The organism is Natronorubrum daqingense, assembly GCF_001971705.1.
In the GTDB taxonomy this organism is placed as follows: Archaea; Halobacteriota; Halobacteria; order Halobacteriales; family Natrialbaceae; genus Natronorubrum; species Natronorubrum daqingense.
This window is the reverse complement of record NZ_CP019327.1, coordinates 127,926-149,305: the sequence shown is the minus strand read 5'-3', so window position 1 is coordinate 149,305 and position 21,380 is coordinate 127,926. Positions and strand designations below refer to the sequence as shown.

19 protein-coding genes are annotated in these 21,380 nt (G+C 61.4%); 12 read left to right on the top strand and 7 right to left on the bottom strand.

Annotated features, from left to right (window positions below; all coding sequences use genetic code 11):
• Positions 1–89 precede the first annotated feature (89 nt).
• The 6 genes from BB347_RS00730 to BB347_RS00705 all read left to right on the top strand — a co-directional run bounded on the left by BB347_RS00730 (position 90) and on the right by BB347_RS00705 (position 5,141).
• Positions 90–461 carry a hypothetical protein gene (locus BB347_RS00730; RefSeq protein ID WP_076579447.1) on the top strand — a complete coding sequence of 124 codons (372 nt, stop codon included), beginning with the start codon at positions 90–92 and terminating at the stop codon, positions 459–461.
• Between the two features lie 105 nt (positions 462–566).
• A complete protein-coding gene (locus BB347_RS00725) occupies positions 567–1,907 on the top strand; it encodes a polysaccharide deacetylase family protein (protein ID WP_076579449.1) in 1,341 nt (446 codons plus the stop codon).
• A 65-nt stretch (positions 1,908–1,972) separates the two neighbouring features.
• A complete protein-coding gene (locus BB347_RS00720; protein WP_076579451.1) occupies positions 1,973–2,221 on the top strand; it encodes a hypothetical protein in 249 nt (82 codons plus the stop codon).
• Between the two features lie 84 nt (positions 2,222–2,305).
• A complete protein-coding gene (locus tag BB347_RS00715) occupies positions 2,306–2,785 on the top strand; it encodes a hypothetical protein (RefSeq protein ID WP_076579453.1) in 480 nt (159 codons plus the stop codon).
• Between the two features lie 95 nt (positions 2,786–2,880).
• Positions 2,881–3,648, top strand: a complete 768-nt coding sequence (locus BB347_RS00710) for a hypothetical protein (RefSeq protein ID WP_076579455.1) — start codon at positions 2,881–2,883, stop codon at positions 3,646–3,648.
• 155 nt (positions 3,649–3,803) lie between these two features.
• Positions 3,804–5,141: a DUF4397 domain-containing protein gene (locus BB347_RS00705; RefSeq protein WP_076579457.1), complete on the top strand. Its 1,338-nt coding sequence runs from the start codon at positions 3,804–3,806 to the stop codon at positions 5,139–5,141.
• A gap of 271 nt (positions 5,142–5,412) precedes the next feature.
• Here BB347_RS00705 and BB347_RS00700 read toward each other — a convergent pair whose 3' ends face one another.
• Positions 5,413–5,688 carry a PadR family transcriptional regulator gene (locus tag BB347_RS00700; protein ID WP_076579459.1) on the bottom strand — a complete coding sequence of 92 codons (276 nt, stop codon included), beginning with the start codon at positions 5,686–5,688 and terminating at the stop codon, positions 5,413–5,415.
• Positions 5,689–5,865: 177 nt separating this feature from the next.
• On the opposite strand from BB347_RS00700, the gene BB347_RS00695 reads away from it, so the two are divergent.
• On the top strand, positions 5,866–6,420 hold the full coding sequence (locus tag BB347_RS00695; protein ID WP_076580198.1) for an NUDIX hydrolase: 555 nt from the start codon (positions 5,866–5,868) through the stop codon (positions 6,418–6,420).
• A gap of 29 nt (positions 6,421–6,449) precedes the next feature.
• Here the strand turns inward: BB347_RS00695 and BB347_RS00690 are convergent, their stop codons facing one another.
• Positions 6,450–7,568, bottom strand: a complete 1,119-nt coding sequence (locus tag BB347_RS00690) for a hypothetical protein (RefSeq protein ID WP_076579461.1) — start codon at positions 7,566–7,568, stop codon at positions 6,450–6,452.
• Between the two features lie 175 nt (positions 7,569–7,743).
• Complete coding sequence (locus BB347_RS00685; RefSeq protein ID WP_076579463.1) at positions 7,744–9,243, bottom strand: hypothetical protein; 1,500 nt, start codon at positions 9,241–9,243, stop codon at positions 7,744–7,746.
• A 329-nt stretch (positions 9,244–9,572) separates the two neighbouring features.
• On the opposite strand from BB347_RS00685, the gene tgtA reads away from it, so the two are divergent.
• Positions 9,573–11,048, top strand: coding sequence for a tRNA guanosine(15) transglycosylase TgtA (gene tgtA, locus BB347_RS00680; protein WP_076579465.1), 1,476 nt, complete (start codon positions 9,573–9,575; stop codon positions 11,046–11,048).
• A gap of 143 nt (positions 11,049–11,191) precedes the next feature.
• Here tgtA and BB347_RS00675 read toward each other — a convergent pair whose 3' ends face one another.
• Positions 11,192–11,524: a HalOD1 output domain-containing protein gene (locus tag BB347_RS00675; RefSeq protein ID WP_076579467.1), complete on the bottom strand. Its 333-nt coding sequence runs from the start codon at positions 11,522–11,524 to the stop codon at positions 11,192–11,194.
• 187 nt (positions 11,525–11,711) lie between these two features.
• On the opposite strand from BB347_RS00675, the gene BB347_RS00670 reads away from it, so the two are divergent.
• The 4 genes from BB347_RS00670 to BB347_RS00655 all read left to right on the top strand — a co-directional run bounded on the left by BB347_RS00670 (position 11,712) and on the right by BB347_RS00655 (position 16,163).
• On the top strand, positions 11,712–12,074 hold the full coding sequence (locus BB347_RS00670; RefSeq protein WP_076579469.1) for a TRAM domain-containing protein: 363 nt from the start codon (positions 11,712–11,714) through the stop codon (positions 12,072–12,074).
• Between the two features lie 79 nt (positions 12,075–12,153).
• On the top strand, positions 12,154–13,911 hold the full coding sequence (arcS, locus tag BB347_RS00665) for an archaeosine synthase subunit alpha (protein WP_076579471.1): 1,758 nt from the start codon (positions 12,154–12,156) through the stop codon (positions 13,909–13,911).
• A gap of 198 nt (positions 13,912–14,109) precedes the next feature.
• Positions 14,110–15,021, top strand: a complete 912-nt coding sequence (locus BB347_RS00660; protein ID WP_076579473.1) for a formyltransferase family protein — start codon at positions 14,110–14,112, stop codon at positions 15,019–15,021.
• A 284-nt stretch (positions 15,022–15,305) separates the two neighbouring features.
• Positions 15,306–16,163 carry an endonuclease/exonuclease/phosphatase family protein gene (locus BB347_RS00655; RefSeq protein WP_076579475.1) on the top strand — a complete coding sequence of 286 codons (858 nt, stop codon included), beginning with the start codon at positions 15,306–15,308 and terminating at the stop codon, positions 16,161–16,163.
• A 121-nt stretch (positions 16,164–16,284) separates the two neighbouring features.
• On the opposite strand, the gene BB347_RS00650 is transcribed toward BB347_RS00655, so the two are convergent.
• The 3 genes from BB347_RS00650 to BB347_RS00640 are packed head-to-tail and all read right to left on the bottom strand — an operon-like array spanning position 16,285 to position 21,307.
• Positions 16,285–17,976: a bacterio-opsin activator domain-containing protein gene (locus BB347_RS00650; protein WP_076579477.1), complete on the bottom strand. Its 1,692-nt coding sequence runs from the start codon at positions 17,974–17,976 to the stop codon at positions 16,285–16,287.
• Entirely contained in the window at positions 17,973–18,437 is a 465-nt protein-coding gene (locus BB347_RS00645) for a response regulator (protein WP_076579480.1), read from the bottom strand. The genes BB347_RS00650 and BB347_RS00645 overlap by 4 nt, the downstream gene beginning before the upstream one ends.
• The gene (locus tag BB347_RS00640) at positions 18,434–21,307 is read right to left on the bottom strand and encodes a PAS domain-containing protein (RefSeq protein ID WP_076579483.1); all 2,874 of its coding nucleotides are present in this window, start codon (positions 21,305–21,307) and stop codon (positions 18,434–18,436) included. Before BB347_RS00640 ends, BB347_RS00645 begins: the two co-directional genes overlap by 4 nt.
• Between the last annotated feature and the right edge of the window lie 73 nt (positions 21,308–21,380).

The window sequence follows — 21,380 nt, the reverse complement described above, 5'->3', positions numbered from 1 at the left end:
GCATCGACCTACGGTCCGCCCGTGCGAGCGAATCGACCACGCGAGTGTCGGCTGGTGGCTTTTCAGCGCTCGAGGCTATCGCATTGGTAATGACTCGAGACCAACGATCACGGCGACGGCTACTCCAGTTGACCGGCGCTGCGGCGTCGACGGCGCTGCTCGCCGGCTGTGGCGGCCCGGGACAGGAAGAAGAGGAAGATCCCGAGGAACCGGCCGGTCCCGAAGAGGACGAGGATCCCTCGGCGGAGGAAGGGACGGGCAACGGCCAGGAACGAGAAGACGAGGACGAGGACGAAGACGAAGATGAAGCGGACGAGGACGAGGATATCGCCGGAAACGGCGAGGATGAGGACGACGACGAGATCGAAGGCGACGTCGGAGACGAGGATATCGACGATGACGACGATGACGGGGACGAGGGTGACGAGGGCGAGGGTGACGATACCGAAGACGACGAATAGCGTGCTTTCCTCCGACAGTACGCGCATCCCCGTCCCGGAGTTCGGCCGTCTCGAGAGACGTGTATTTCGCACATAACAACCCTTCGCCGGTTCGAACCGACGGGCATGAACCGACGGGCGTACCTCGGGGCAGCGACCGGTGCGGCGATGGTGACCGCAGCCGGCTGCGTCGGATTCGGCGACGACGAGGACGACGGAGAGGCAGACGAATCGGCGAGCACCGAGGGGGTGGACGACTCGAGCGAGGACGAGCCGTCCGGACTCGAGGGACCCGACGAACGGGGGACGATCGACGATTTCGATGACCTCGACGCCTGGGAGGTGATCGACGGCGCGATGACGGCTGTCGAAGACGAGGTCGTCGCCGGCGAACAATCTGTCTTGCTCGAGGCCAGAGACCACCACGAACAGGTCCGAATCGTCCGCGAACTCTCGGAACCGATCGATTGCTCGGCGGTGAACCTCGGGATAGCCGTCGCGACATCCGAGACGGTGACGCCGAGGATTCAGCTGTTCGACGAGGACAACAACAGTATCGAATTTCGCGCGACGGTTCACGAGAGCGAGGATCTCAGGCGGTGTCACTTCGGCATCTCGAGCGTGGATACGACCGTCGACCTCGAGCGAATTACCGCGATCCACATCGCGATTTTCACCGACGACTCGACAGCCGAACTCCTGATCGACGACCTGCATATTCTTCCGAGAGTCGACGACGGCGTGATCTTGCTCCAGTTCGACGGCGCTCACGAATCGATCTACGAGGAGGGATTCTCGATTCTCGAGGAGTACGACTATCCGGCGACGGTGTTCGTCCCGACGGAACTGATTCTCGAGGACGACGATGATGACGATGATGATGACGACGACGATGACGATGATGATGATGACGACGACGATGACGATGATGATGACGAGGAAGACGGCGATTTCCTCACGGAAGAAGACCTCGAGGAGTTCGACGACGCCGGATGGACGGTTGCCAGCCACGGTGAAACCGGAGAGACGTTCGACGAAATCGACGCGGACGACCTAACGGAGCAACTCGAGGACGCCCAGGAGTGGCTCGAAGACGAGGGCTACGAGGACGGCGCGGCCTCCGTCTCGTATCCGAACGGCCGCTACGACACCGCGTCACTCGAGGCCGTCGCGGACACCGTCGACCTCGCGTTCGCCAGCGGCGACCCCGTTCAGGGAGCGGTCGTCGATCCGACCCGCTACCCGCGCGTGTTCGATCCGGCCGTCGAGGATGCCGAGGAATATCTGGAACGAACGGAAGAACTCGGCGGCGTCACCGTCTTCGCCTACGGCTCACTCGAGGACGAGGACGCGCTCGAGCGCTTCGAAGAGACGATGGAACGTCTCGAAGAGTACGTCGACGACGGTGATCTCGAGGTCGGAGCTGTCACCGATCTCGAGACCGAGTCTGTCGTCGACGACGAGTGAGAACGGGTAGCGCGCAGTTATCGCCAGAACTCCGTCGGTGTTACACGGAACGCATCCGACAGCACATGCGTTCGCGACGGACGCTGCCACGACGGTTTTCGGAGAGGGGGTACGAAACGACGGCGTTTACGGCTAATCCGTGGACCCCTTGGTACGTCAACTTCGACCGGGATTTCGATCACTTCGAGGATTTCGTGTACGTGAATCTCGCCAACGGACTCGTCGACGGTGGGTTGGACCAGCGAAACGTCGTCACCGACGGCGTGACAACGCTGCTCAACTGGTACCAGAGACAGGATACGTTCGTCGACTGAGAGTCGTTCTCCGACGACAGTCAGGCGTGAATTGCCGACACAGAGTCACCCTACTTCCACTGGGTCTTCCTCGTCGATGTCCATATGCCACACCTTCCGCCCGCCGAGTACCGCTCGCGGTCGCGGTTGCTGAGCTATCCCGTGAACGTCTCCCTGTTCGCCAATCAGTACGAGTTGCCCTTCGAGTCGGTGTTTCACGACGTGCTAGTCGACTCCTACGACGGCACGATTCAGTATACGGACGCCTTTCTCGAGCAACTTCTCGACGATCTCGAGGTCGGGGAAGCGGACGAGAACGAGGGCGGAGACGACCGGCTCGATCACGTGACGTGGGCGCGAAACGACGATCCAGCGGTCGTGATCCGGGGACAGAACTGGCGATTCGAGTGGCGACCAGACAGCCAGCGCGTCGAACGTCGCGACGACGGGACCTGGGAGAAAGCGACCGTCCCCGAACTCGAGTTGATCGGCCGTGAACTCCTCGAGATGTACGTCGAAGCTGAACGCGAACGCGGGCGAGTGCTCGAGGCGACCGAATCGATCGCCGGTCAGGCCGCGCTGTAGCTATCGGCTTGTTCGCTCGCCTCCACCGCGTCGGGTGGGTGTTTCTCAATTCCCGAGACGCAAGGGGTATCGCCCTCGAGTCCCTCACTCGAACAATGACCAACGGGACCGAGGGGAGCGACGAAATCGGCGGAACTGACGGACTCGAGACGGCCGTCGACGGGATGGACGACATCGCCCAGCGACGCGATGAACTGGCCGCACGCGTCCGAGCACACGCCGGCGAGATCGCGCGGGAACTCGCCGTGTTACAGGGCGGCGACTACGGCCAGGAGACGTTCGACACCGACGCCGGGTCGTGGACGCTCAAGTACGACGCGGGCGACGTGCAGTACCTTCGATTCGACCCCAAATCGGGCGCGGAGACGTACGTCGTCTCGAGCAAGCAGCCGCCGGAGCCCGAACCGCTCGAGACGGCGATGACCGACTACGGCGCGTTCGTCGCGGCGTACAACGAGTACGTGCGCTCGTTCGACGGACTCCTCGAGGACGTTCCCGACGAGTTTCCGGAAATCGAGTCGACGGCGGAGCTAGTCGCCGAACGCGACCGGATCGTCGAACGGATTCGCGAGGTCGGAAACGCGATGGCGAGCGAACTCTATCGCTACGAGGGCGACTACGGCACGTACGCGACGACGGTTTCGGGCACACGTTGGGAACTCAAGTGGGACGAGGGGGCGGTCTCGTACCTCCGGGTCGGCGGCTCGGACGGAACGTACCTCATCTCGCAGTACAGTCCGCCCTCGGCCCCCGAAGTACGCCGACTCGCCGACGACGTCGGGGCGTTCGTCGATGCGTTTAACGAACATGTCAGGGGACTCGAGGCAGATCTGTCACAGGTGTCTCTGGGCGAAGATGGGTAAGGGCAGCGGTGTTCGGTGACGATACTCGTGTGTAGGAAAGCCGTTCGATCAGTTACGGACACTCTACACAGCGTTTGACCGAGTAAACGAAGCGACAATCAGGCTAACTGACTAACCGGTTTTTCCCGATTTCGCTCACCATTCTGTATCGTAGTATGACGCTATCACGACGAACGACAATCAAGGCAATCGGTGTCGCTGGCGCAGGGTCGGCACTGACTGGAACGGCTCTGGCCATCCAAGAAGACGACGTAGACGACGTAGACGACGAAGACGATGAAGACGACGGCGGAGTGGGCGCGATTCGCGTCGGGCACTTCTCGCCGGACGCACCCGACGTCGACGTCTACATCGCCAATCAGCAGGTTCTCTCGGACGTCGGCTACGACGAACTCTCGCCGTACCTCGACATCGCCCCCGGTACGTACACGATGACGATAACGGAGGCCGGCGACGAGGACCCGATCTACGAGGACTCCATCACGGTCGACACGGACTACTATACGGTCGCTGCGATCGGCGAGTACGGCGACGAAACGGCTGAAACCGGCTCGTCGATTCAGGAGGACGAAGACGAGTACGACGACGATGACGACTACGGTGAAGACGACGACTACGACGCTGACGACGACCCGGCGGACGAGCCCGAAGCGGAGCCTGAAGATGACCTCGAGGACGACGTAGAAGACGACCCCGAAGACGACCTCGACGATGATCTCGAGGACGACCCCGATGACGACCTCGAGGATGACGACGACCTCGAAGACGAAGACGACGACCTCGAGGACGAAGACGACGACCTCGAGGACGAGATCACCGACGACGGTGAGTTCGAAGTTCGGATGCTCTACGACGCAGGCCCCGACGACGTCGAAGAGGAGTCCCAGCTTCGCGTCTTCAACGCCTCGCCGAACTCGCCCGAACTGGACGTCGCGGAGGAAGAAGACGGGTACACCATCTTCGAAAACGTCGCCTACGCCGAGCCACCGGGATACGCGCCGATCGACTCCGGCTCCCGGACGATCCAGCTCTTCGAATCGGGCGACGACGACCTCCAGGGCGACGACGAGGAGGACTTCGGTGGCGTCATCGCACAGGAAGACCCACTCGCCGCCGCCGAAGCCGACCTCGAGGAAGGAACCGCGTACACGGTGTACGTTATCGGCTACTTCGAAGAGGGAGACGGCGACGGTGCGACCGCAGAAGGCGACCGACCGTTCGAGATGCGGGTTGCCGTCGACGGCGGCGAAGAGGACGTCGACGGTGAACCGGAGGAAGCTGAGCCGGACGAGGACGAAGTCGACGACGACGAAGACGACCTCGAGGACGACGAGCCAGAAGACGAGTTCGACGACGAAGAACTCGAGGACGATCCCGAGACCGATCCAGAAACCGACCCTGAGGACGATCTCGAAGACGAACCCGAGGACGACTATGCCGACGAAGACGACCCAGCCGACGAGGAAGAAGAGCCGGTGCCGGCCGACGACTAACCTCGTGTAGGCTCACGCGCCATCCACCCGCCTCGTTTTTTCACGTCAACGCACCGGTGAGCAGTTGTGAGACGACTATCCGCAGAAAGCAGTTGTGAGACGACTATCCGCAGAAAGCAGTTGTGAGACGACTATCCGCAGAAAGCAGTTGCGAGACGACTATCCGCAGAAATTGCAGACACGTCTCCGCGGAGACAATGGACCGGAGTAACAGTGTGAGGCCACGGCTCTCGGGATGGTTGGATCGGCCGTGAAGAGCAGTCAGGAGGTGTTAGACGTCGACGTACTGGTCGACCCACTCCTGACGGCGCTGTAGGGTGCGTCTCCCTTTCGGGGTCAATGCGTAGTAGTTCGTCCGCCGATCGAGTTGGCCTTTCTCGACGAGTTCCTTCTCGACTAAGGTGTCGAGATTTGGATACAGCCGGCCGTGCGTGACCGGTTGGTCAATATAGCGATTGACGTCGTCGAGTATCTCCTGTCCGGACGGACGGTCTTTACCGGCGATTACGTACAGCAAGTCTCGTTGGAAGCCTGTGAGCTGATCCATGGATCACCCTCTGAATGACGACGTTCACCGATCTGTGGCTTTGTTATAGAGCAGGTACGAGCGCTCGGCAAATCAGAACGCAGGACATAGGGCCGACGGGCGGAGACGGTGCGTCTCGTCGCTCGAGAGCGACGCCGAGACAGCGCGTTTTTTGCAGAGACCGGCGTACGGGCCGATATGACGAACGATCCGCTCTCTTGGGTGACGACGAGCCAACAGGTAGCCTACTCCTGTCCGGGGTTCGACGTCGTTAACGAGTCCGTTCAGTTGCCCGACGGCACCGAAACCGAGTTCGATTACGTCTCCGAACCGCCGAGCGTCTGCATCCTCCCCTTTACCCCCGACGGAGACATCGTCTGCATCGACGAGTGGCGACAGGCCGTCTCTCGAGTCAACCGGGGCATCCCCGTCGGTGGGACCGAACCCGACGACGACTCCCTCGAGGCGGCCGCCCGGCGCGAACTCGCCGAAGAGACGGGCCACGAAGCGGACTCGCTCGAGTCGCTGGTAACCGTCGAACCGGCGAACGGGCTCGCCGATTCGGTCCTCCACGTCTTCGTCGCCACCGGCTGTCGACCGACGGCCGAACAGCGACTCGATCACAACGAGAGCATCCGCGTGACTCACTGGAGCGAATCGGACGCGCTCGAGGCCGTCCGCGAGGGAGACGTCCGCGACGGACGACTGGTGCTCGCGCTGTCGTACTACCGGCTCTTCGAAGCTGAAAACTGAAACCCAAACGGTGAATCGGATACCCGAGACTACTCGTCGCTGTCGTCGTCGCCAGCGTCTTCGTCTTGCTCGTCAGCCTCGTCGTTTCCGTCGGCTGCGTCGTCGGTCGCGTCCTCGAGGTCGCTCGCCTCCCCGAGCGTCACGCTGTCGGCAGTGACGGTGTCGATAGACATCGAGGTCGCGGCCGCCTGTGAGACGATGTCGCCGTCCTCGGCGGCATCGTCGTCCTCGGCCTCGTTCTCACCGTTGTCGTTCGACTCCGCGTCTTCCTCGAGCGACTCGACCGTCATCGAGTCGATCGAGATGCTGTCGACGTCGAACTGTTCGATCGTGAGGACGTCGATATCCTCGGTCGGGTCGTCGCCGTTGTCGACGTCTTCGGCGGCGGGGTCGTCGACATCCTCGTCTTCGTCTTGAACGGCCGCGCCGGTCTGTGCGTCGTCGTTGTCACCGTTGTCGTCGCCGATGATGTCGTCGAAGAAGTCGCCGATCTGATCGATGATGCCGTCGTCCTCGACGGTCAGATCGTCGACCGTCAGTTGCTCGACGGCCATAGATTCGATCGTAAGCTGTTGGACGGTGACTTCCGTCGCGTTCTCGTCGATCAGTTCCTCCTCTTCGGTCTCCTCGTCGGCGTCCTCGCCGTTGCCGTCGGCTGCGTCGTCTGCGTTCTCCTCGTCCGCTTCGTCCGCATCCGTTTCGTCTGCTTCCTCGAGATCGAGATCCTCGATCGAGACGTCCTCGAGTTCGAGTTGCTCGAACGCGATGTTCGAGATTGTCACCTGCTCGCCGTCGGCGGTGTCCTCCTCGGTCTCGTCGTCTTCCTGGACGATCGACGCGGTTTGTTCGGCTCCGTTCTCCTCGGCGTCTCCGTTCCCAGCGTCGTCGTTCTCCTCGAGTTCCTCCTCGATCTCGTCGTCCACGTCGAAGTTCTCGACGGTCAACTCCTGAATCGTCGCGTCCTCGACCGTCGCGTCGGCGAGGTCGAGCGAATCGATCTGAACGTTCTCGAGCGTCGCGCTCGTCTCTCCGGTCGCTCCGGCGTCGGCACTCGCCCCGGTCGACGCGCCCGCGAGGGCCGGTCCCCCAGAGAGTGCGACCATCAGCGCGACGAATACGACACCGAGTTGCTGCGATCGTGACGTCATACACTCCCGGCGAAGCGGAGCACGCGGCTAAAACGAGGCGACCGTTCTCTCGAAGAAATAGACGGTTAGCACGCGTGCTGGCGCGCTAATCCGCCGTTCATCGATCTACCAGATGCGGACTGAGCGGGCGCTCGAGCGTCGGTAGTGCGAAGAAAAGTGTGGAGGAACGTCCGGATTAGCTCAGGAACGCGCTCGGGAGCAGTCCGTTGTCGTCTTCCTCGTCATCCTCGGTGTCCTCGTCCTCGTCGTCACCGTTGAGGAGTCCGTTGTCGTCTTCGTCAGCGTCTTCGTCGTCTGCATCGTCAGCCTCCTCGTCGTCAGCGTCTTCATCGTCCGCTTCCTCGAGTTCGCTTGCGTCGGCGAGCGTGATCGAGTCTGCGCTCGCGTCACCGATGTCGATCGTGGATGCAGAGGCTTGCGTGACGGTCTCTTCGTCAGCATCTTCATCGTCAGCGTCCTCGTCGTTTGCGTCGTCTTCGTCAGGAGCGTCTGCCTCAGCGTCGTCGTCCTCGTCGTCCTGAATGGCTGCGGCAGTTTCTTCTTCGTCGTTCTCGTCGGCGTCGTCAGCACCGTTGTCGTCGGCGTCAGCGTCCGCATCAGCGTCGTCGTCTGCGTCGTCAGCCTCCTCTTCGTTGGCTTCGTCGACGGTCATCGAGTCGATGGTAATCTCGTCGACGTCGAACTGCTCGATGGTGAGCTGACCGAGGTCTTCGGTTTCGCCGTTAGCGTCTTCGTCGTCAGCGTCCTCGTCAGCATCCTCATCGTCCGCTTCCTCGTCGTCCATTTCGTCGTTCTCGTCGTCTTGGACGGCGGCGTCAGTTTCCGCTTCGTCGTTCTCGTCGTCAGCGTCGTCGGCGCCGTTCTCGTCGTCAGCGTCCGCATCGTCGGCGTCATCGTCGTCAGCCTCCTCGTCGTCAGCTTCGTCACCGACGGTTAGCTCGTCGATGGTCAGCGTCTCGACGTCCATCGTCTCGATGGTGAGCTCTTCGACGGTGACCTCGCTAGCGTCCTCGTCGATCAGATCCTGTCCGTTTGCAGCGTCTTCATCGTCAGCGTCTTCGTCGTCCGCTTCCTCGTCGTCTGCGTCGTTCTCGTCGTCTTGGACGACTGCGGCAGTTTCTTCCTCGTTGTTGTCGTTCTCATCAGCGTCGTCAGCGCCGTTCTCGTCGTCAGCCTCCGCATCGTCTGCGTCGTCAGCGTCCTCGTCTTCTTCGTCGAGTTCGAGGTCCTCGATGGAGACATCCTGTAGCTCGAGTTGCTCGAGTTGGATGTCGGAGATCGTGACTTCCTCACCGTTTTCCGCCTCGTCGTCAGCTTCGTCTTCAGCCTCATCGTCCTCGGCTTCCTCGTCGTCCTGGACAACTGCGGCAGTTTCTTCCTCGTCGTTGTTCTCAGCGTCGTCGGCGCCGTTCTCGTCGTCAGCGCCGTCGAGTTCCTCTTCGAGTTCGGTCGTGTCAGCGTCGAAGTTCTCGACGTTCAGCTCTTCGATCGTCGCGTCTTCGACGGTGGCATCATCGAGCTCGAGTGTCTCAACGTCCGTATCTTGAATCGTTGCGCTCATGTCGCCGGCATCGTCAGTCGCACTTGTTGACGCACCCGCGAGGGCAGGACCCCCCGAGAGAGCAACCATCAGCGCGATGAATACGACACCGAGTTTCTGCGATCGTGAATCCATGCGTCCGGTGCTATCGGCATCTCACGGGCTAAAACGAGCCGACTGTTACGAGATTATCGCGGCGAAAGTCGCACTTTGCACTCGTGTAACGGTCGCTAATCGCTGATTCACTCCCTCGAGTGAACGAGCGTTCTCGCTCGCAAAATACCACCCCCCGGTAGACGTGGTTTGTAGTTGTGCCTGCACTCGCCGATATCATGCGATTCTGGCGTCGTAACGGATGGTTTTGTTTGCTCAGCATCGTCCTCGAGAGGGGGAGAAAACAGGCGGTCGACACGTCCCGGTCGAAACCTTCACTGACTTACGTCGGACGGCCCAACCCACGTTCGATGCGCGAGTGCTTCGAAGTCCGGGACACGGACGCCGGTGGGCGAATCGGCGAGTTGACCGTTCCGCGAGCAGACGTTACCGTCGAGACGCCGGCGCTGTTGCCGGTAATCAACCCGAATCTGGACACGATCGCCCCCCGTCGACTGGCCACGGAGTTCGGCGCCGAAATCCTCATCACGAACTCGTATATCATCCACGGGACCGAAGACGTCCGCGAGGAGGCCCTCGAGGACGGCCTCCACGACCTGCTCGACTTCCCCGGCGCGATCATGACCGACTCGGGCTCGTTCCAACTCTCCGAGTACGGTGAGATCGACGTCACGACCGAAGAGATCCTCGAGTTCCAGCACGAAATCGGCTCGGACATCGCGACGCCGGTCGACATCCCGACCCCGCCGGACGTCCCTCGCGAGCGCGCCGAGGACGAACTCGAGACGACCCAGGAGCGCCTCGAGTTGGCCGAAACCGTCGACACTGGGGACATGCTCGTCAGCGCACCCGTCCAGGGCTCGACGTACCCGGATCTGCGCGAGCGGGCGGGCCGCCACGCCGACGCGACGAATCTGGACGTGTTTCCCGTCGGTGCGGTCGTCCCGCTGATGAACGACTACCGCTACGACGACATGGTCGACGCCGTCGCGGGAGCCAAACGCGGTCTCGGCGCTGACGCACCGGTCCACCTCTTCGGTGCCGGCCATCCGATGATGTTCGCCCTCGGCGTCGCGATGGGCTGTGACCTCTTCGACTCCGCGGCCTACGCGCTCTACGCCCGCGACGATCGCTACCTGACGGTTCGTGGCACTCGCCACCTCGAGGACCTCGAGTATCTGCCCTGTTCGTGTCCCATCTGTACCGAGCACTCTCCCGAGGAACTGCGCGCGCTGGACGACGACGCGCGGGAAACGGAACTCGGCGCGCACAACCTCCACGTCACCTTCGAAGAGATCCGCCGAATCAAGCAAGCTATTCGCGCGGGGAACCTCCTCGAACTCGTCGAGCAACGCGCTCGCGCCCACCCGACGATGCTCGACGGCTACCGAACGCTGCTCGATCACGCCGACCAACTCGAGCAAAGCGACCCCGTCTCCAAGGGCGCGTTCTTCTACACCTCCCACGAGAGCGCCCGGCGGCCAGAAGTCGTTCGCCACCACCGACGTCTCGAGCGCCTCTCCGTGCCCGACTCGCTGTTTCTCACGGAAGGAAATTCCGCACGGACCGACGAGTTCGACGACTCCTGGCGCGTCCAACCGCCGTTTGGCCCCTTCCCGCGGGCGCTCTCGAAGAGCTATCCGCTCACCGCGGAAGTGCCGGATCGAACGGATCGCGCGGCCCTCGAGGCCGCAGCCGAGGGCGTCAGCCGACTCGTAGAGGCCAATCCTGACGCGGCGATCACGTTGGGCCATCGGGGCTGGCCAGCGGGTGTCCTCGAGCGCGTGCCGGAGGCGGTCGAGCGAGTCGATCTGGACGCCGAGTAGCATCGCTCACGGCGAATAGCGCCGCTCACAACACGTTTTCGGAGAACATGTGACGGATACAGAGCGACAAATAGCGACGAAATCGTTCGAACGGTGACCGACACGAATCGATCCATTTCGGTCTCTCGACGGCCCGTCAGCCGCTACACGCTCGAGGACGAGTCGTCGGAGAACCCGTACCTCGACGCTGATATCGGTTCGGGAGCCGCCGTCCCGTCGATCGTAATCTCGAGGCCGTTCTCGACCTCGACGACGATGTCGTGTCCGTCGTAGTCGAACTCAAGGGAGCCGGAACGGGAACCGTGTCGCCGGGTCGGTTCGAACAGGGCGTCCAGCGAATCCGGATCGATCCACTCGTACAGTGGTGGGAGTTCGGTTACGGGGACTTCCCGTCGGTCCGCGACCGCTGTAACGACCGCGATGCTCACGGATTCATCGAGGCCGTTCTCAGCCGAACCGATAGATAGATCGCTCACGCTTCACCCCAACGTTTGGGAAGGGAAAAATGTAGTGGCCGTGTGTTATGATTGATCAGGCATTCAGAGGGCGCCCGAATGTTGTGATCGTATTAAGAACAGACGGGCGTTTCTGAATTGGTTCCAATACGGTCGAATCCGTCGGAGATCAGAAACAGCAAAGACGACCGCGACACCTGCATCGACTATGTTCGAGGTAACGTCGCTCGCTTTCGGCCTCCTCATCACCGTGTTGTTCGGTTCGTGGCTCGTGAACCGAGTACGTGGGGGGAGCGACTCGTCGGATCGACAGCAATCGTACGAACGTCATCGAGACGCTCAACAACGTGAAGCGCCAGTCGAAATCGGTGACAGCCACGACGTCGCCGTCCAGGAGTTTACTGAACACCACACGGGCGAGCGACAGGCCGTCTGCAAGGTCCAGGGATTCGTCGTCTTCGTCGAGAACATTCCCGACGGCCTCTCGGTCGGCGACGTAATCGAAGTCACGATCCTCTCGTTCAACCGCGGACACACCTCCGCGACGGCGACCTTCGAGCGCCGCGCTTGATTCGTCGCTGCCTGGATGTTCCCTCCTCCCGATGATCGCTATCGACAGCCTCTTTCGCGCGCCCCCGCCATAATCGAGTATGACCGACTACTTCGAAGTCCACGAGCGCGACGGGGCCGCTCGAGTGGGCGAACTCCGCCTCGAGTCGCCCGTCACGACCCCGGCGCTCGTCGACGACGTCCTCGCGGACGCCGGCTCGCTCTGGAGCGGCGAGCGGGAGGTCCCCGCGGGTGACGACTCCCAACTCACCGTGCTCCCCCACCGGGCGTTCCCCGGTGGGACGGCCGACGAGGTTCAAGAATCGTTCGCCGTGGACCACCCCGACGTCGACTACCCGAGCGTCGCCGTCGTCTCGAGCGAGCACGTGACGGCCCAAGAGACCGACGCCTACGCCGTCTCTGACGTGCAGTCGATCACGGGACACGGCGCGGCGCTCGTCGACGCCGTCGTCTCCGTCCGCGAGGAGATTCCGACCGACACCGCGCTCTTGTTCTCCGGCGTCGCCACGCCTCGAAACGTCGCCCTCCTCGCCTACGCGGGAGTCGATCTCTTCGACGAAACCGCAGCCGTCGTGAAGGGCACTGAAGGTCGATACCTCACCACCGACGAGGCCTACTTCCTCGAGGACTTGGCGGAACTGCCCTGCTCGTGTCCGGCTTGCCAGAAGCCACGCGAGGAGTTCACTCGACAGGACTGCGCCGAACACAACGCCAACGCGCTCGCGGCCGAACTCGCCATCGTTCGCCGTCGGATTCGCGACGGACGACTCCGCGATTACGTCGAAGGACAGGCCCGTCAGGACCAGTGGCTCACCGCCGCCATGCGCGAACTCGATTCCCAGTGGGGCTACCTCGAGGAGCGAACCCCAATCTTGCGAGACGCCGAAATTTCGGCGGCGACCGAGGACACCCTGCGTCGCGTCGAGATCCAGCGCTACGCGGATCGCGTGACGAGTCGCTACCGAAACCGGTTCAAAAATCCGCTCGTGTTGGTCCCTTGCTCGGCGGCCAAACCCTACAGCGAGTCCCAGAGCCACCGCCAGTTCCACGACGCCATCCAGTGGCGCGCCCACCTCGTCTCGATGACCAGCCCTATCGGCGTCGTTCCCCAGGAACTCGAGACGACCTACCCCGCCCAACACTACGACACCGTCGTCACGGGTCGCTGGTCCGAGGACGAAAAGCAGTTCGTGAGCGCGGTCCTCGAGCGCTACCTCGAGCGAAACGAGTACCCCGACATCATCGCCCACGTTCCCGGCGAGGGCTATCGCGACATCGTCGGCCGCGTCGAAGACGAACTCGACCTCGAGATCACCTACACCGTCCCCGAGGGCGGTCACCCGACCGACGAGGAATCGCTCGCGAACCTCTCGAGTGCGCTGTCGGGCGAATTGAAGTACTCGAAGCGCGAGCGCGAGCACAACACCGTCCGCGCCCTCGCGGATTACCTGCTCGGCGACGGTGCCGGCGACGACCTCTTCGAGGATATTCAGACGACCAGTCGGTATCCGAAAATTCAGGTTCGAAACGACGAGGAGACGCAACTGGCGACGATGGTGCCCCAGTACGGGACGCTTTCGTTCACACTCGAGGGGGCGAAACGCTGGGTTACGAGCGACGTCCCGACGAAACGAATCGAGATCGACGGCTTCGTTCCCCACGGCAGCGTCCTCGCACCCGGCATCGTCGACGCCGACGAGGACATCCGCGTCGGTGACGAGGTCGTCGTCGAGGGGCCGAAGGCGTTCGGAATCGGCCGCGCGGAGATGTTCGGTCGGGAGATGAAAGAGAGCACGCGCGGCATCGCCGCCGAAATTCGACACGTCGAAGAGAAATAACGCGTCCGCACACTCACTGCAGCCGGTGATTCGCCGCACGCGTTCTGTCCGCTCAGATGGCCGGTGACGAATAATTGAACGAATACCGGGCCAATCAGCGATTGACCGGGATGAACCCGTCACTATCACGGTTCAACCGAATACGGTCGCTGCAAATGGTGCTCGTAACGAAGGGCGAAATTGGCGTGGACGTGGTACATGACTCGCCCGTCGACAGTCGGGATTTTAGCCGAACCGTTTCTCTACGAGTGGCAGGTGCGTGCGATCGAACGGGTACGACGCGAGGCCGACGTGACGATTCCGCTGGTCGTCGTCAACTCGAGTACCGAGGAGTACGACGCCGAATCCTGGAACAAAAAGTCGCGCCTCGAGTTCGATGACGTCCGACAGTTTTTCAAAATCGCCCAACGAGAGCGAGCGTGGGCGTTCGTCCTCGCGGAACGGACCCTCGGTCGAGTGGCCGGTGACGATCAGAAACGATGGCATCGCCACTCGATCGAGAACGTCGACTGCCTCGCCGACGCAGAACACGTCCGCTGTTCCCCGTTGACCGACGGCAACTGGAACGAATTGCCCGACGACATCGTCGACCGTCTCGCCGTCGACTGCGACGTCGTCGTTCGCTTCGGCTTCGGTCTCATCCGTGGCGACGTCCTCACCGCGCCCGAGTACGGCGTCGTGAGTTTCCACCCGGCCGACATCCGACGCTACCGCGGAATGGGGCCGCCGGTCGCCTTCCACGACGGCAGAACTCGAGCCGGCTCGACGCTCCAGCGACTCGACGAGTCGATCGACGGCGGCGAAATCGTCGCGTACGAAGACGTCTCGATCAGTCACTGTCACACGCTCTGGGACGTCTTCGACCGCCTCGCCACCCTCCAGGTCGATCTCCTGACGACGGGCATCTCGAACCTGCAAGATCCGACGTTCGAACCCGCTGTCGTTCCCGACCACCGACTCGGCGAGTTCTACTCCCGCGATCTGCGACGCTCCGGCGCGTTCGCCGGCCGTATCCTCGCGAAAAACTGCAGCGGACGCCTCCAGCGGCGACTCGAGCGAAGTCGGTCGTCGAACCGGATCGCGGAGTATCTGAGTCGCTGGACGAACTGAAACGGCTTGCTGTACCGGGGAAACCGCAGGACGGTCGCGGTGTCCCCGAAACTGACTCACAGCAGACCGTCCAAGTCGAACGTATTGGAATATATACCGGCTGATACGTATGGCCTGCTGAATACAGGGGATATACACAACACAGTGGCCCCCAATTACATCAGTATCAGTGAACTAGGCGCTCGGTCACCGTGAACTCACTACTTCCATGCAATTGAAGAGAGGTACTGTCGTCAATGCTCTCTAAAATCTGGTTATTTGTCGTCGGCCAACGCAGGTGACATATGCGAGTACTCACCTGGAACGTCAAGGGGGCGTTCCCATACCAAGCAGAGGATGAAATCGCGGCGCAGTTTGAATATCTCAAGAATCTGAATAATAAGCCAGATTTGCTAATGTTGAACGAGGTGAACCAGTATAGACGGGAGTTCATCCGTAACCTGGTTACCGACGAATTAGGATACGAAGGAGTCGTAGACACACTCTCGTGGGCAAACGAATTGCGTGACAGTGAGGTTCCCCCACATCATGACATCGGTCATACGAACGGTAATTTGACGGCTGTCCGTGACGCTGATTGCATCGAGCACACTCCTTTAGAACTCTTCGATGAAACGTACGACAATGAGGACAGCAAGCATCTTTCCACACACTACCCCGAGAAGATCCTCGTCACAACGTGTGAGCTCGCGGGTGGAGAGATCGAAATCTGGAATGTGCGAGCTGTCCCAGGGAGTATGAAGGGCGAAGAGAAAATTAAAATATTCGAGACAGTCTTCCAGCGGATTCTCAACGGTGAAGAGCGACACCGGATTCTCGCGGGTGATTTCAACTCACCCGATACGGAGTTGGCCGATGGCCAGGTAGTCACCTATATCAACGATAAGGATCCGAAAATCCGTGATCGGTGGCGAAATGCGGCGCTGAACATCCTCAAGGGACTGGGCCACGTAGGAATGGTGGACGTGTTCCGGTATCAATGGGGGTACGGGGACGTGGACACGCTCGACGAAAGCTTCGGAAACAGCCGGTTTGACCACATCATCGCCTCCGAGGAATTGAACCCGATTGATTGCTTCTACGATCGAGAGTCATTCGAACACAGCGACCACGCCGCACTCATTGCCGATTTCGATCCCTGAGTGGTAACAGAATTTCGCTCCAGAACTCACCTGTGGCGAGATACGCGCTGTGTACTCAGCACAACTGCTAAAATCTGTCATCGATGGAGTGTTTCAACAGAACTACCGAGTACTTCCCCGCTCACTCCTCACCGAGGACCGAATCGAAGAACTTCCGTTCTGCCGTCCGCAGGTGCTGGTTGAACGTCGCCGGCGCGATGCCGAGTCGCTCGGAAATCTCCTCGCCGGTGCTCTCGCGGGGCCAGTCGAAGTAGCCCGCGAAGTACGCCGTCTCGAGTGCAGCACGTTGCTTGTCGGTGAGGTCGTCGTCGAGAACCGACGTGGATCCCGACTCACTCGGCGTGTTTCGGTCGCTGGTCCGCTGGGCGAGGTAGGTGACGTCGTCGCGTTGCTCGTTGATGAGTTCGATCATCTGGCGCGTGTCTCGTCCGCGAGGGAGTTCGACGACGAAACGGAACTCGCCGTCGTTGATCGTCGCCGACTGAACGCGCCCGCCGTGGGTCGCGATCGTCTCGAACAGCGAGACGGCCGCTGGGGCGACGAGTTCGAACTGGAACTCGTCGCGGCGCACGGTGAGGAATCGAACCTCACTGAACCCCTCGGTTTCCCCGATCGTCTCCTGGAACGTCTCCTGCTCGACGTTGGACGCCGACCCGTACGCGAGCAGCGTCTCGTCGCCGTGAATCAGTTGCTCGAGTTCGATCGTACACTCCTCGTCCGTCGACAGTTGCACGAGTGGCTCCGCTAACTCCTCGATGCGGAACTCGAGTTCGATGACCGCGTTGCTGACGAGCGCGTCCTTGCGTTCGATCGCCGTAATCGCGTGGGCGATCACGTCACCGATCCGGGAGAGGATCGTCGTCTCCGGGCTGGTAAACGACCGCGGCGACTCGGCGTAGATACCTAACACGCCGTAGACGAGATCCTCGTGAATGAGTGGGATCGCCGCCACCGAGCGATACCCTCGCTCGAGGGCTTCCTCACTCCACGGATCGAACTCGCCGTCTCGTTCGATATCGTTCACGACCTGAACCTGTCCGGTCCTGATCGCCGTTCCGGCCGGTCCCTGTCCGATCGGGTCGTCCTCGTCGACGCTGATCTCGACGGTATCGAGATACCCCTCCTCGGCGCCCGCTGCGGCGGCTGGAACGACGTGATCACTCCCCGGGTTGACGCTCCCAATCCAGGCGAACCGATAGGCGTCGTCTTCAGCTAGCCGTTCACAGACGCGCTGTTCTAACTCCGAGCGCGTCTCGGTCGGGATGACGGCGTGCGTGATGTCGTGGCCGATTCGATTGAGAAGATTGAGCGCCTCTAACTGCTCGCGCTGACGACGGCGTTCGCGCTCCTGTCGTGCGCGTTCGATCGCGTGGTGAATCGTCCGCACGAGCAACTCGCTCGTCACCTCGTCTTTGACGAGGAAGTCCTGTGCGCCGCGTTGGATCGCCTCGACGCCGACTTGCTGATCTCGAACGCCGGTCAGGACGACGATAGGTGTCTCCTCGTTCGCCTCGTGAACGGTCTCGAGCGTGTCCAATCCGCCGCTGTCGGGCAAGTTCAAGTCGAGTAATACCACGTCCGAATCGCCCTCCTCGAACGTCTCGAGGCCGTCCTCGAGTCGCGTTTCGCGGGTGATTTCGGGTGTCCGGCCCGCAGACTCGTCCGAACTGACCCGCTGGGCGAGTTCTTCAGTGTCGCGGAGCATCTCCTGGATGAGTCGTGCGTCGCCGGGGTTGTCCTCGATCAGGAGGACATCTAGCGTGGCCGCCTCTGTCGTGGCGTCGGATTCTGTCTGTGTGGATGGGTCGCTCATGAGTACTCTCCGTTGTGTGGCAACCGAACGGCCGAGAACCAGAACCGCTCGAATGCGTGGACGGTCTCGATGAATTCGTCCGGGTCGACCGGTTTCGTCAGGTACGCGTTCGCGTGCAGTTCGTACGATCTGAGCACGTCCGCTTCGGCTCGAGAACTCGTCAAGACGATGATCGGAATCGAGCGGAGATCCGGATCCGTCTTGAGTTCCTGTAGGACCGCCTCGCCGCTTTTTTGTGGCAAATTGAGGTCCAACAGGATGAGGTCCGGTCGCGGCGCGTGTTCGTGTTCGTTTCGCTGGTAACAAAAGTCGAGGGCTTCAGTTCCGTCCGGAACGACGTGTAAGTCGTTCTCGATCTGTGCTTGTTTGAACGCTTCTTCGGTCAGCCGAACGTCGCCCGGGTTGTCCTCGACGAGGAGGATCTGTGCTGACTCGAGAGAAGACTGTCTGCGATTAGTCATTTGCTTGCAGGTGTAGTCGTGGATGCAGTTTCCGGCGGTGCTGGCAACGTCACGGTAAACCTCGCACCCTCACCAGGCTCCGAGACGACGCGAATGTCGCCGTCGTGTCGTTCGACGATGCGCTGACAGAGTGCGAGTCCAATTCCAGTTCCGGCGTACTCGTCGACGCTGTGTAGTCGATCGAACACCTGAAAGATGCGATCTGCGTTGTCCGGATCGATCCCAATCCCGTGATCTTGAACTGAAATATGCCACTCGTGACCGTCTCTTTCGGCGAACACAGCTATCTGAGGTGATTGCTCACCGGAGTACGTGAGTGCATTATCGAGCAAGTTTTGAAACACTTGCCGAAGCTGTCCCGGATCGCCATATACCGACGGGAGTGACTCGACGGTAATAGCAGCCCCGGTTTCCTCGATCCGAACCTCGAGGTCGGTCACCACGTCCTCGAGGATGTCCTCACAGTCGACGACTTCGAACGGATTTCCTTGCGTGTCGACTCGCGAGTACGCGAGCAACCCGTCGATCATCTCTTGCATCCGGGAGGCCCCATCGACCGCGTACTCGATGAACTCTTCTGCGTCCTCGTCCAGTTCCTCGGAATATCGATGCTCGAGGAGCGTCAAGTAACTCGTGACCATCCGCAACGGCTCCTGTAAGTCGTGCGAGGCGGCGTAGGCGAACTGCTCGAGACGTTCGTTCGACGCCTCGAGTTCGCCCACGAGCACCTCGCGTCGTCGCTCGTCTGCTCGCCGGTTAGAGATGTCGCGCCCGACGCCGGTCAACACCGGCTCCCCGGTGGGATCCTCGAGCGTACTCGCGATGAACTCGTAGGGGATCGTCTCACCGGATTTCGTCACGAGGTTGGTCTCGGTTCGGGCGTACCCGGTCTCGAACGCCGTTCCGATCGCTTCGATCATCTGCTCGTGATCGTCCTGCTCGAAGAGCGCTATCGAACTCATCGACGCGATCTCTTCGTCCGAGTACCCCGTGACGTGACACAGCGTCTCGTTCCAGCGCTGGAACGACCCGTCCTCGTCGACGACGTAAAAGACGTCGTCGATTGCGTCCAGAATGTCGTCGGTATACGCTTTGAATCGCTCGAGGTGGGCCTCGCGCTCGCGGAGTTTTTCCTCTTGTTCCTTGCGGGCGGTGACGTCCTGGACCATCACCATGCCGGCGAACACCGTTCCGTCGTCGTCTTCGACCGGGAGCGCGTACGCGAGCCACTCTCGGCCGTGAAGGTGGTACTCGAACCGTCGACGCTCACCCGAGAGCGCAGCCCGGAAGTTCGATTCGAACGCCTCGCGCGTCTCACCCTCGTATCGCTCCTCGACCGTCTGTCCGACGAGCGTCTCGGTCGACACGTCGAGCTCCTCGAGCACCCCGCCTCCGGCGAGCGTGTATCGGAGGTCGTCGTCGAACAGCGCGACCATGCCGTTGGGGAAGTGTTCGATCAGCGTACGGTAGCGCTGTTCGCTCACCTCGAGTTCTCGTTTTCGCTGCTGGCGCTCGAGTTCGTAGCTCAACCACTGCGTGAGCAACTCGACGAAGCCCCGTTCGGCGGGCGTAAACGCGTCTGATCGGGGCTCCTCGTCGGCAAAGCACAGCGTTCCGAACAGCTCGTCGTCGACGTGGATCTTGCTGCCGAGGTAGCTGTCGAAGTCCCACCTATCGTAGGCGCGGTCGTCGGCCCACCCCTGTACGGGTGCGTTCGTGAGCACGAGCAACTCGTCGGATTCGACCGTCTTTCGACAGTACGTTTCAGAGAGCTCCGTCACCGTCCCCGGCCGCAATCGCTCGTCGTCCCCGCTCGAGTGGACGACCTCGAATCGGTCGTTCTGTGGTTCGATATCGGCCATGAACCCGACCTCGAGACCGAGTCGTTCGCGGCCGATGTCGAGGAGTTCCTGTACCTTCTCCTCGAAGGTCCGCTCTCGATCCGCCGTGATCGCGTACAGTTGCTGTAACGTCCGGTTGGTCCGTTGTAGTTCCCGTTCCGTCTGCTTGCGGCTGGTGATGTCTCGAAAGTAGATCGACAGTCCCGTCTCGGAGGGATAGACGTGGACCTCGAACCAGGTCTCGAGTGGCGGGTAGTACGCTTCGAACGCCGTCGACTCCTGTCTCTCCATCGCCCGCCGGTACTCCTGGCCGAACGTCGAATCGATGGCCTCCGGAAACGCCTCCCAAAAATTCGTCCCGTGCAAATCCGCGTCCTCGCGGTCGAGGAGTTCTCGAGCCCGATCGTTGGCGTACGTGAACTGCCACTCCGTATCGAGACCGACGACCGCATCCGAGATCCGATCGACCGTCGTCTCGAGTTCCGTCTCGAGACGCTGGTGTTGTTGACGGTTCTGGACCGCCGACGCGAGCAGAGACGTGACGTCTTCGAGAAAGGCAACGTCGTGGTCGGCGAACCCTCGGTGTTCCGCCGTATACACGACGAACACACCCCACGGATCGCCATCAGATTCGATCGAGACGCCGACCCCACCGACGGCGTCGTGGTCGACGCTGAGTGACGACTGTGTCACGCTGTCGGCCGCGTCGATATCCTCGACGACGACCGCCATATCGGTCTCGAGGGCGGTTCCAACAACCGTATCCGAGTCGAGGGGACCAACCGCCGTTCCGACGGTACCGTTTCGCCACCCCTCGTCCGCTCTCACCACCATCGTTTCGCCCCCGTTTCGTGACTCCAGAACGCCACAATACGCGACATCGAGGGTATCCCGAGCGGCACTGGTCGCCGCCGCCAATAGCGACTCGAGTTCGGTCGACTCGAGCGCGAGTTGACTCAGTTCTGCGACCACCTCCTGTTGTCGAATGCGAGATCGAAGTTGCCCTGGTGGCGGGTTGGACGCTGCCATACTCAATTGCTATCCACAAATCGACTCGCGAGTATAAATGTGGTGCCCCGAAATCACCGTTCGTAGGCACTAT

What these genes read in the sequence shown, in the direction of transcription:
- BB347_RS00670 (WP_076579469.1), top strand. Translation starts at nt 11,712, where the DNA reads ATGTTCGAGGTAACGTCGCTCGCTTTCGGCCTCCTCATCACCGTGTTG.
- BB347_RS00725 (WP_076579449.1), top strand. Translation starts at nt 567, where the DNA reads ATGAACCGACGGGCGTACCTCGGGGCAGCGACCGGTGCGGCGATGGTG.
- BB347_RS00650 (WP_076579477.1), bottom strand. Translation starts at nt 17,976, where the DNA reads ATGAGCGACCCATCCACACAGACAGAATCCGACGCCACGACAGAGGCG.
- arcS (WP_076579471.1), top strand. Translation starts at nt 12,154, where the DNA reads ATGACCGACTACTTCGAAGTCCACGAGCGCGACGGGGCCGCTCGAGTG.
- BB347_RS00655 (WP_076579475.1), top strand. Translation starts at nt 15,306, where the DNA reads ATGCGAGTACTCACCTGGAACGTCAAGGGGGCGTTCCCATACCAAGCA.
- BB347_RS00715 (WP_076579453.1), top strand. Translation starts at nt 2,306, where the DNA reads ATGCCACACCTTCCGCCCGCCGAGTACCGCTCGCGGTCGCGGTTGCTG.
- BB347_RS00685 (WP_076579463.1), bottom strand. Translation starts at nt 9,243, where the DNA reads ATGGATTCACGATCGCAGAAACTCGGTGTCGTATTCATCGCGCTGATG.
- BB347_RS00705 (WP_076579457.1), top strand. Translation starts at nt 3,804, where the DNA reads ATGACGCTATCACGACGAACGACAATCAAGGCAATCGGTGTCGCTGGC.
- BB347_RS00710 (WP_076579455.1), top strand. Translation starts at nt 2,881, where the DNA reads ATGACCAACGGGACCGAGGGGAGCGACGAAATCGGCGGAACTGACGGA.
- BB347_RS00700 (WP_076579459.1), bottom strand. Translation starts at nt 5,688, where the DNA reads ATGGATCAGCTCACAGGCTTCCAACGAGACTTGCTGTACGTAATCGCC.
- BB347_RS00695 (WP_076580198.1), top strand. Translation starts at nt 5,866, where the DNA reads ATGACGAACGATCCGCTCTCTTGGGTGACGACGAGCCAACAGGTAGCC.
- tgtA (WP_076579465.1), top strand. Translation starts at nt 9,573, where the DNA reads ATGCGCGAGTGCTTCGAAGTCCGGGACACGGACGCCGGTGGGCGAATC.
- BB347_RS00730 (WP_076579447.1), top strand. Translation starts at nt 90, where the DNA reads ATGACTCGAGACCAACGATCACGGCGACGGCTACTCCAGTTGACCGGC.
- BB347_RS00640 (WP_076579483.1), bottom strand. Translation starts at nt 21,307, where the DNA reads ATGGCAGCGTCCAACCCGCCACCAGGGCAACTTCGATCTCGCATTCGA.
- BB347_RS00690 (WP_076579461.1), bottom strand. Translation starts at nt 7,568, where the DNA reads ATGACGTCACGATCGCAGCAACTCGGTGTCGTATTCGTCGCGCTGATG.
- BB347_RS00720 (WP_076579451.1), top strand. Translation starts at nt 1,973, where the DNA reads ATGCGTTCGCGACGGACGCTGCCACGACGGTTTTCGGAGAGGGGGTAC.
- BB347_RS00645 (WP_076579480.1), bottom strand. Translation starts at nt 18,437, where the DNA reads ATGACTAATCGCAGACAGTCTTCTCTCGAGTCAGCACAGATCCTCCTC.
- BB347_RS00660 (WP_076579473.1), top strand. Translation starts at nt 14,110, where the DNA reads ATGACTCGCCCGTCGACAGTCGGGATTTTAGCCGAACCGTTTCTCTAC.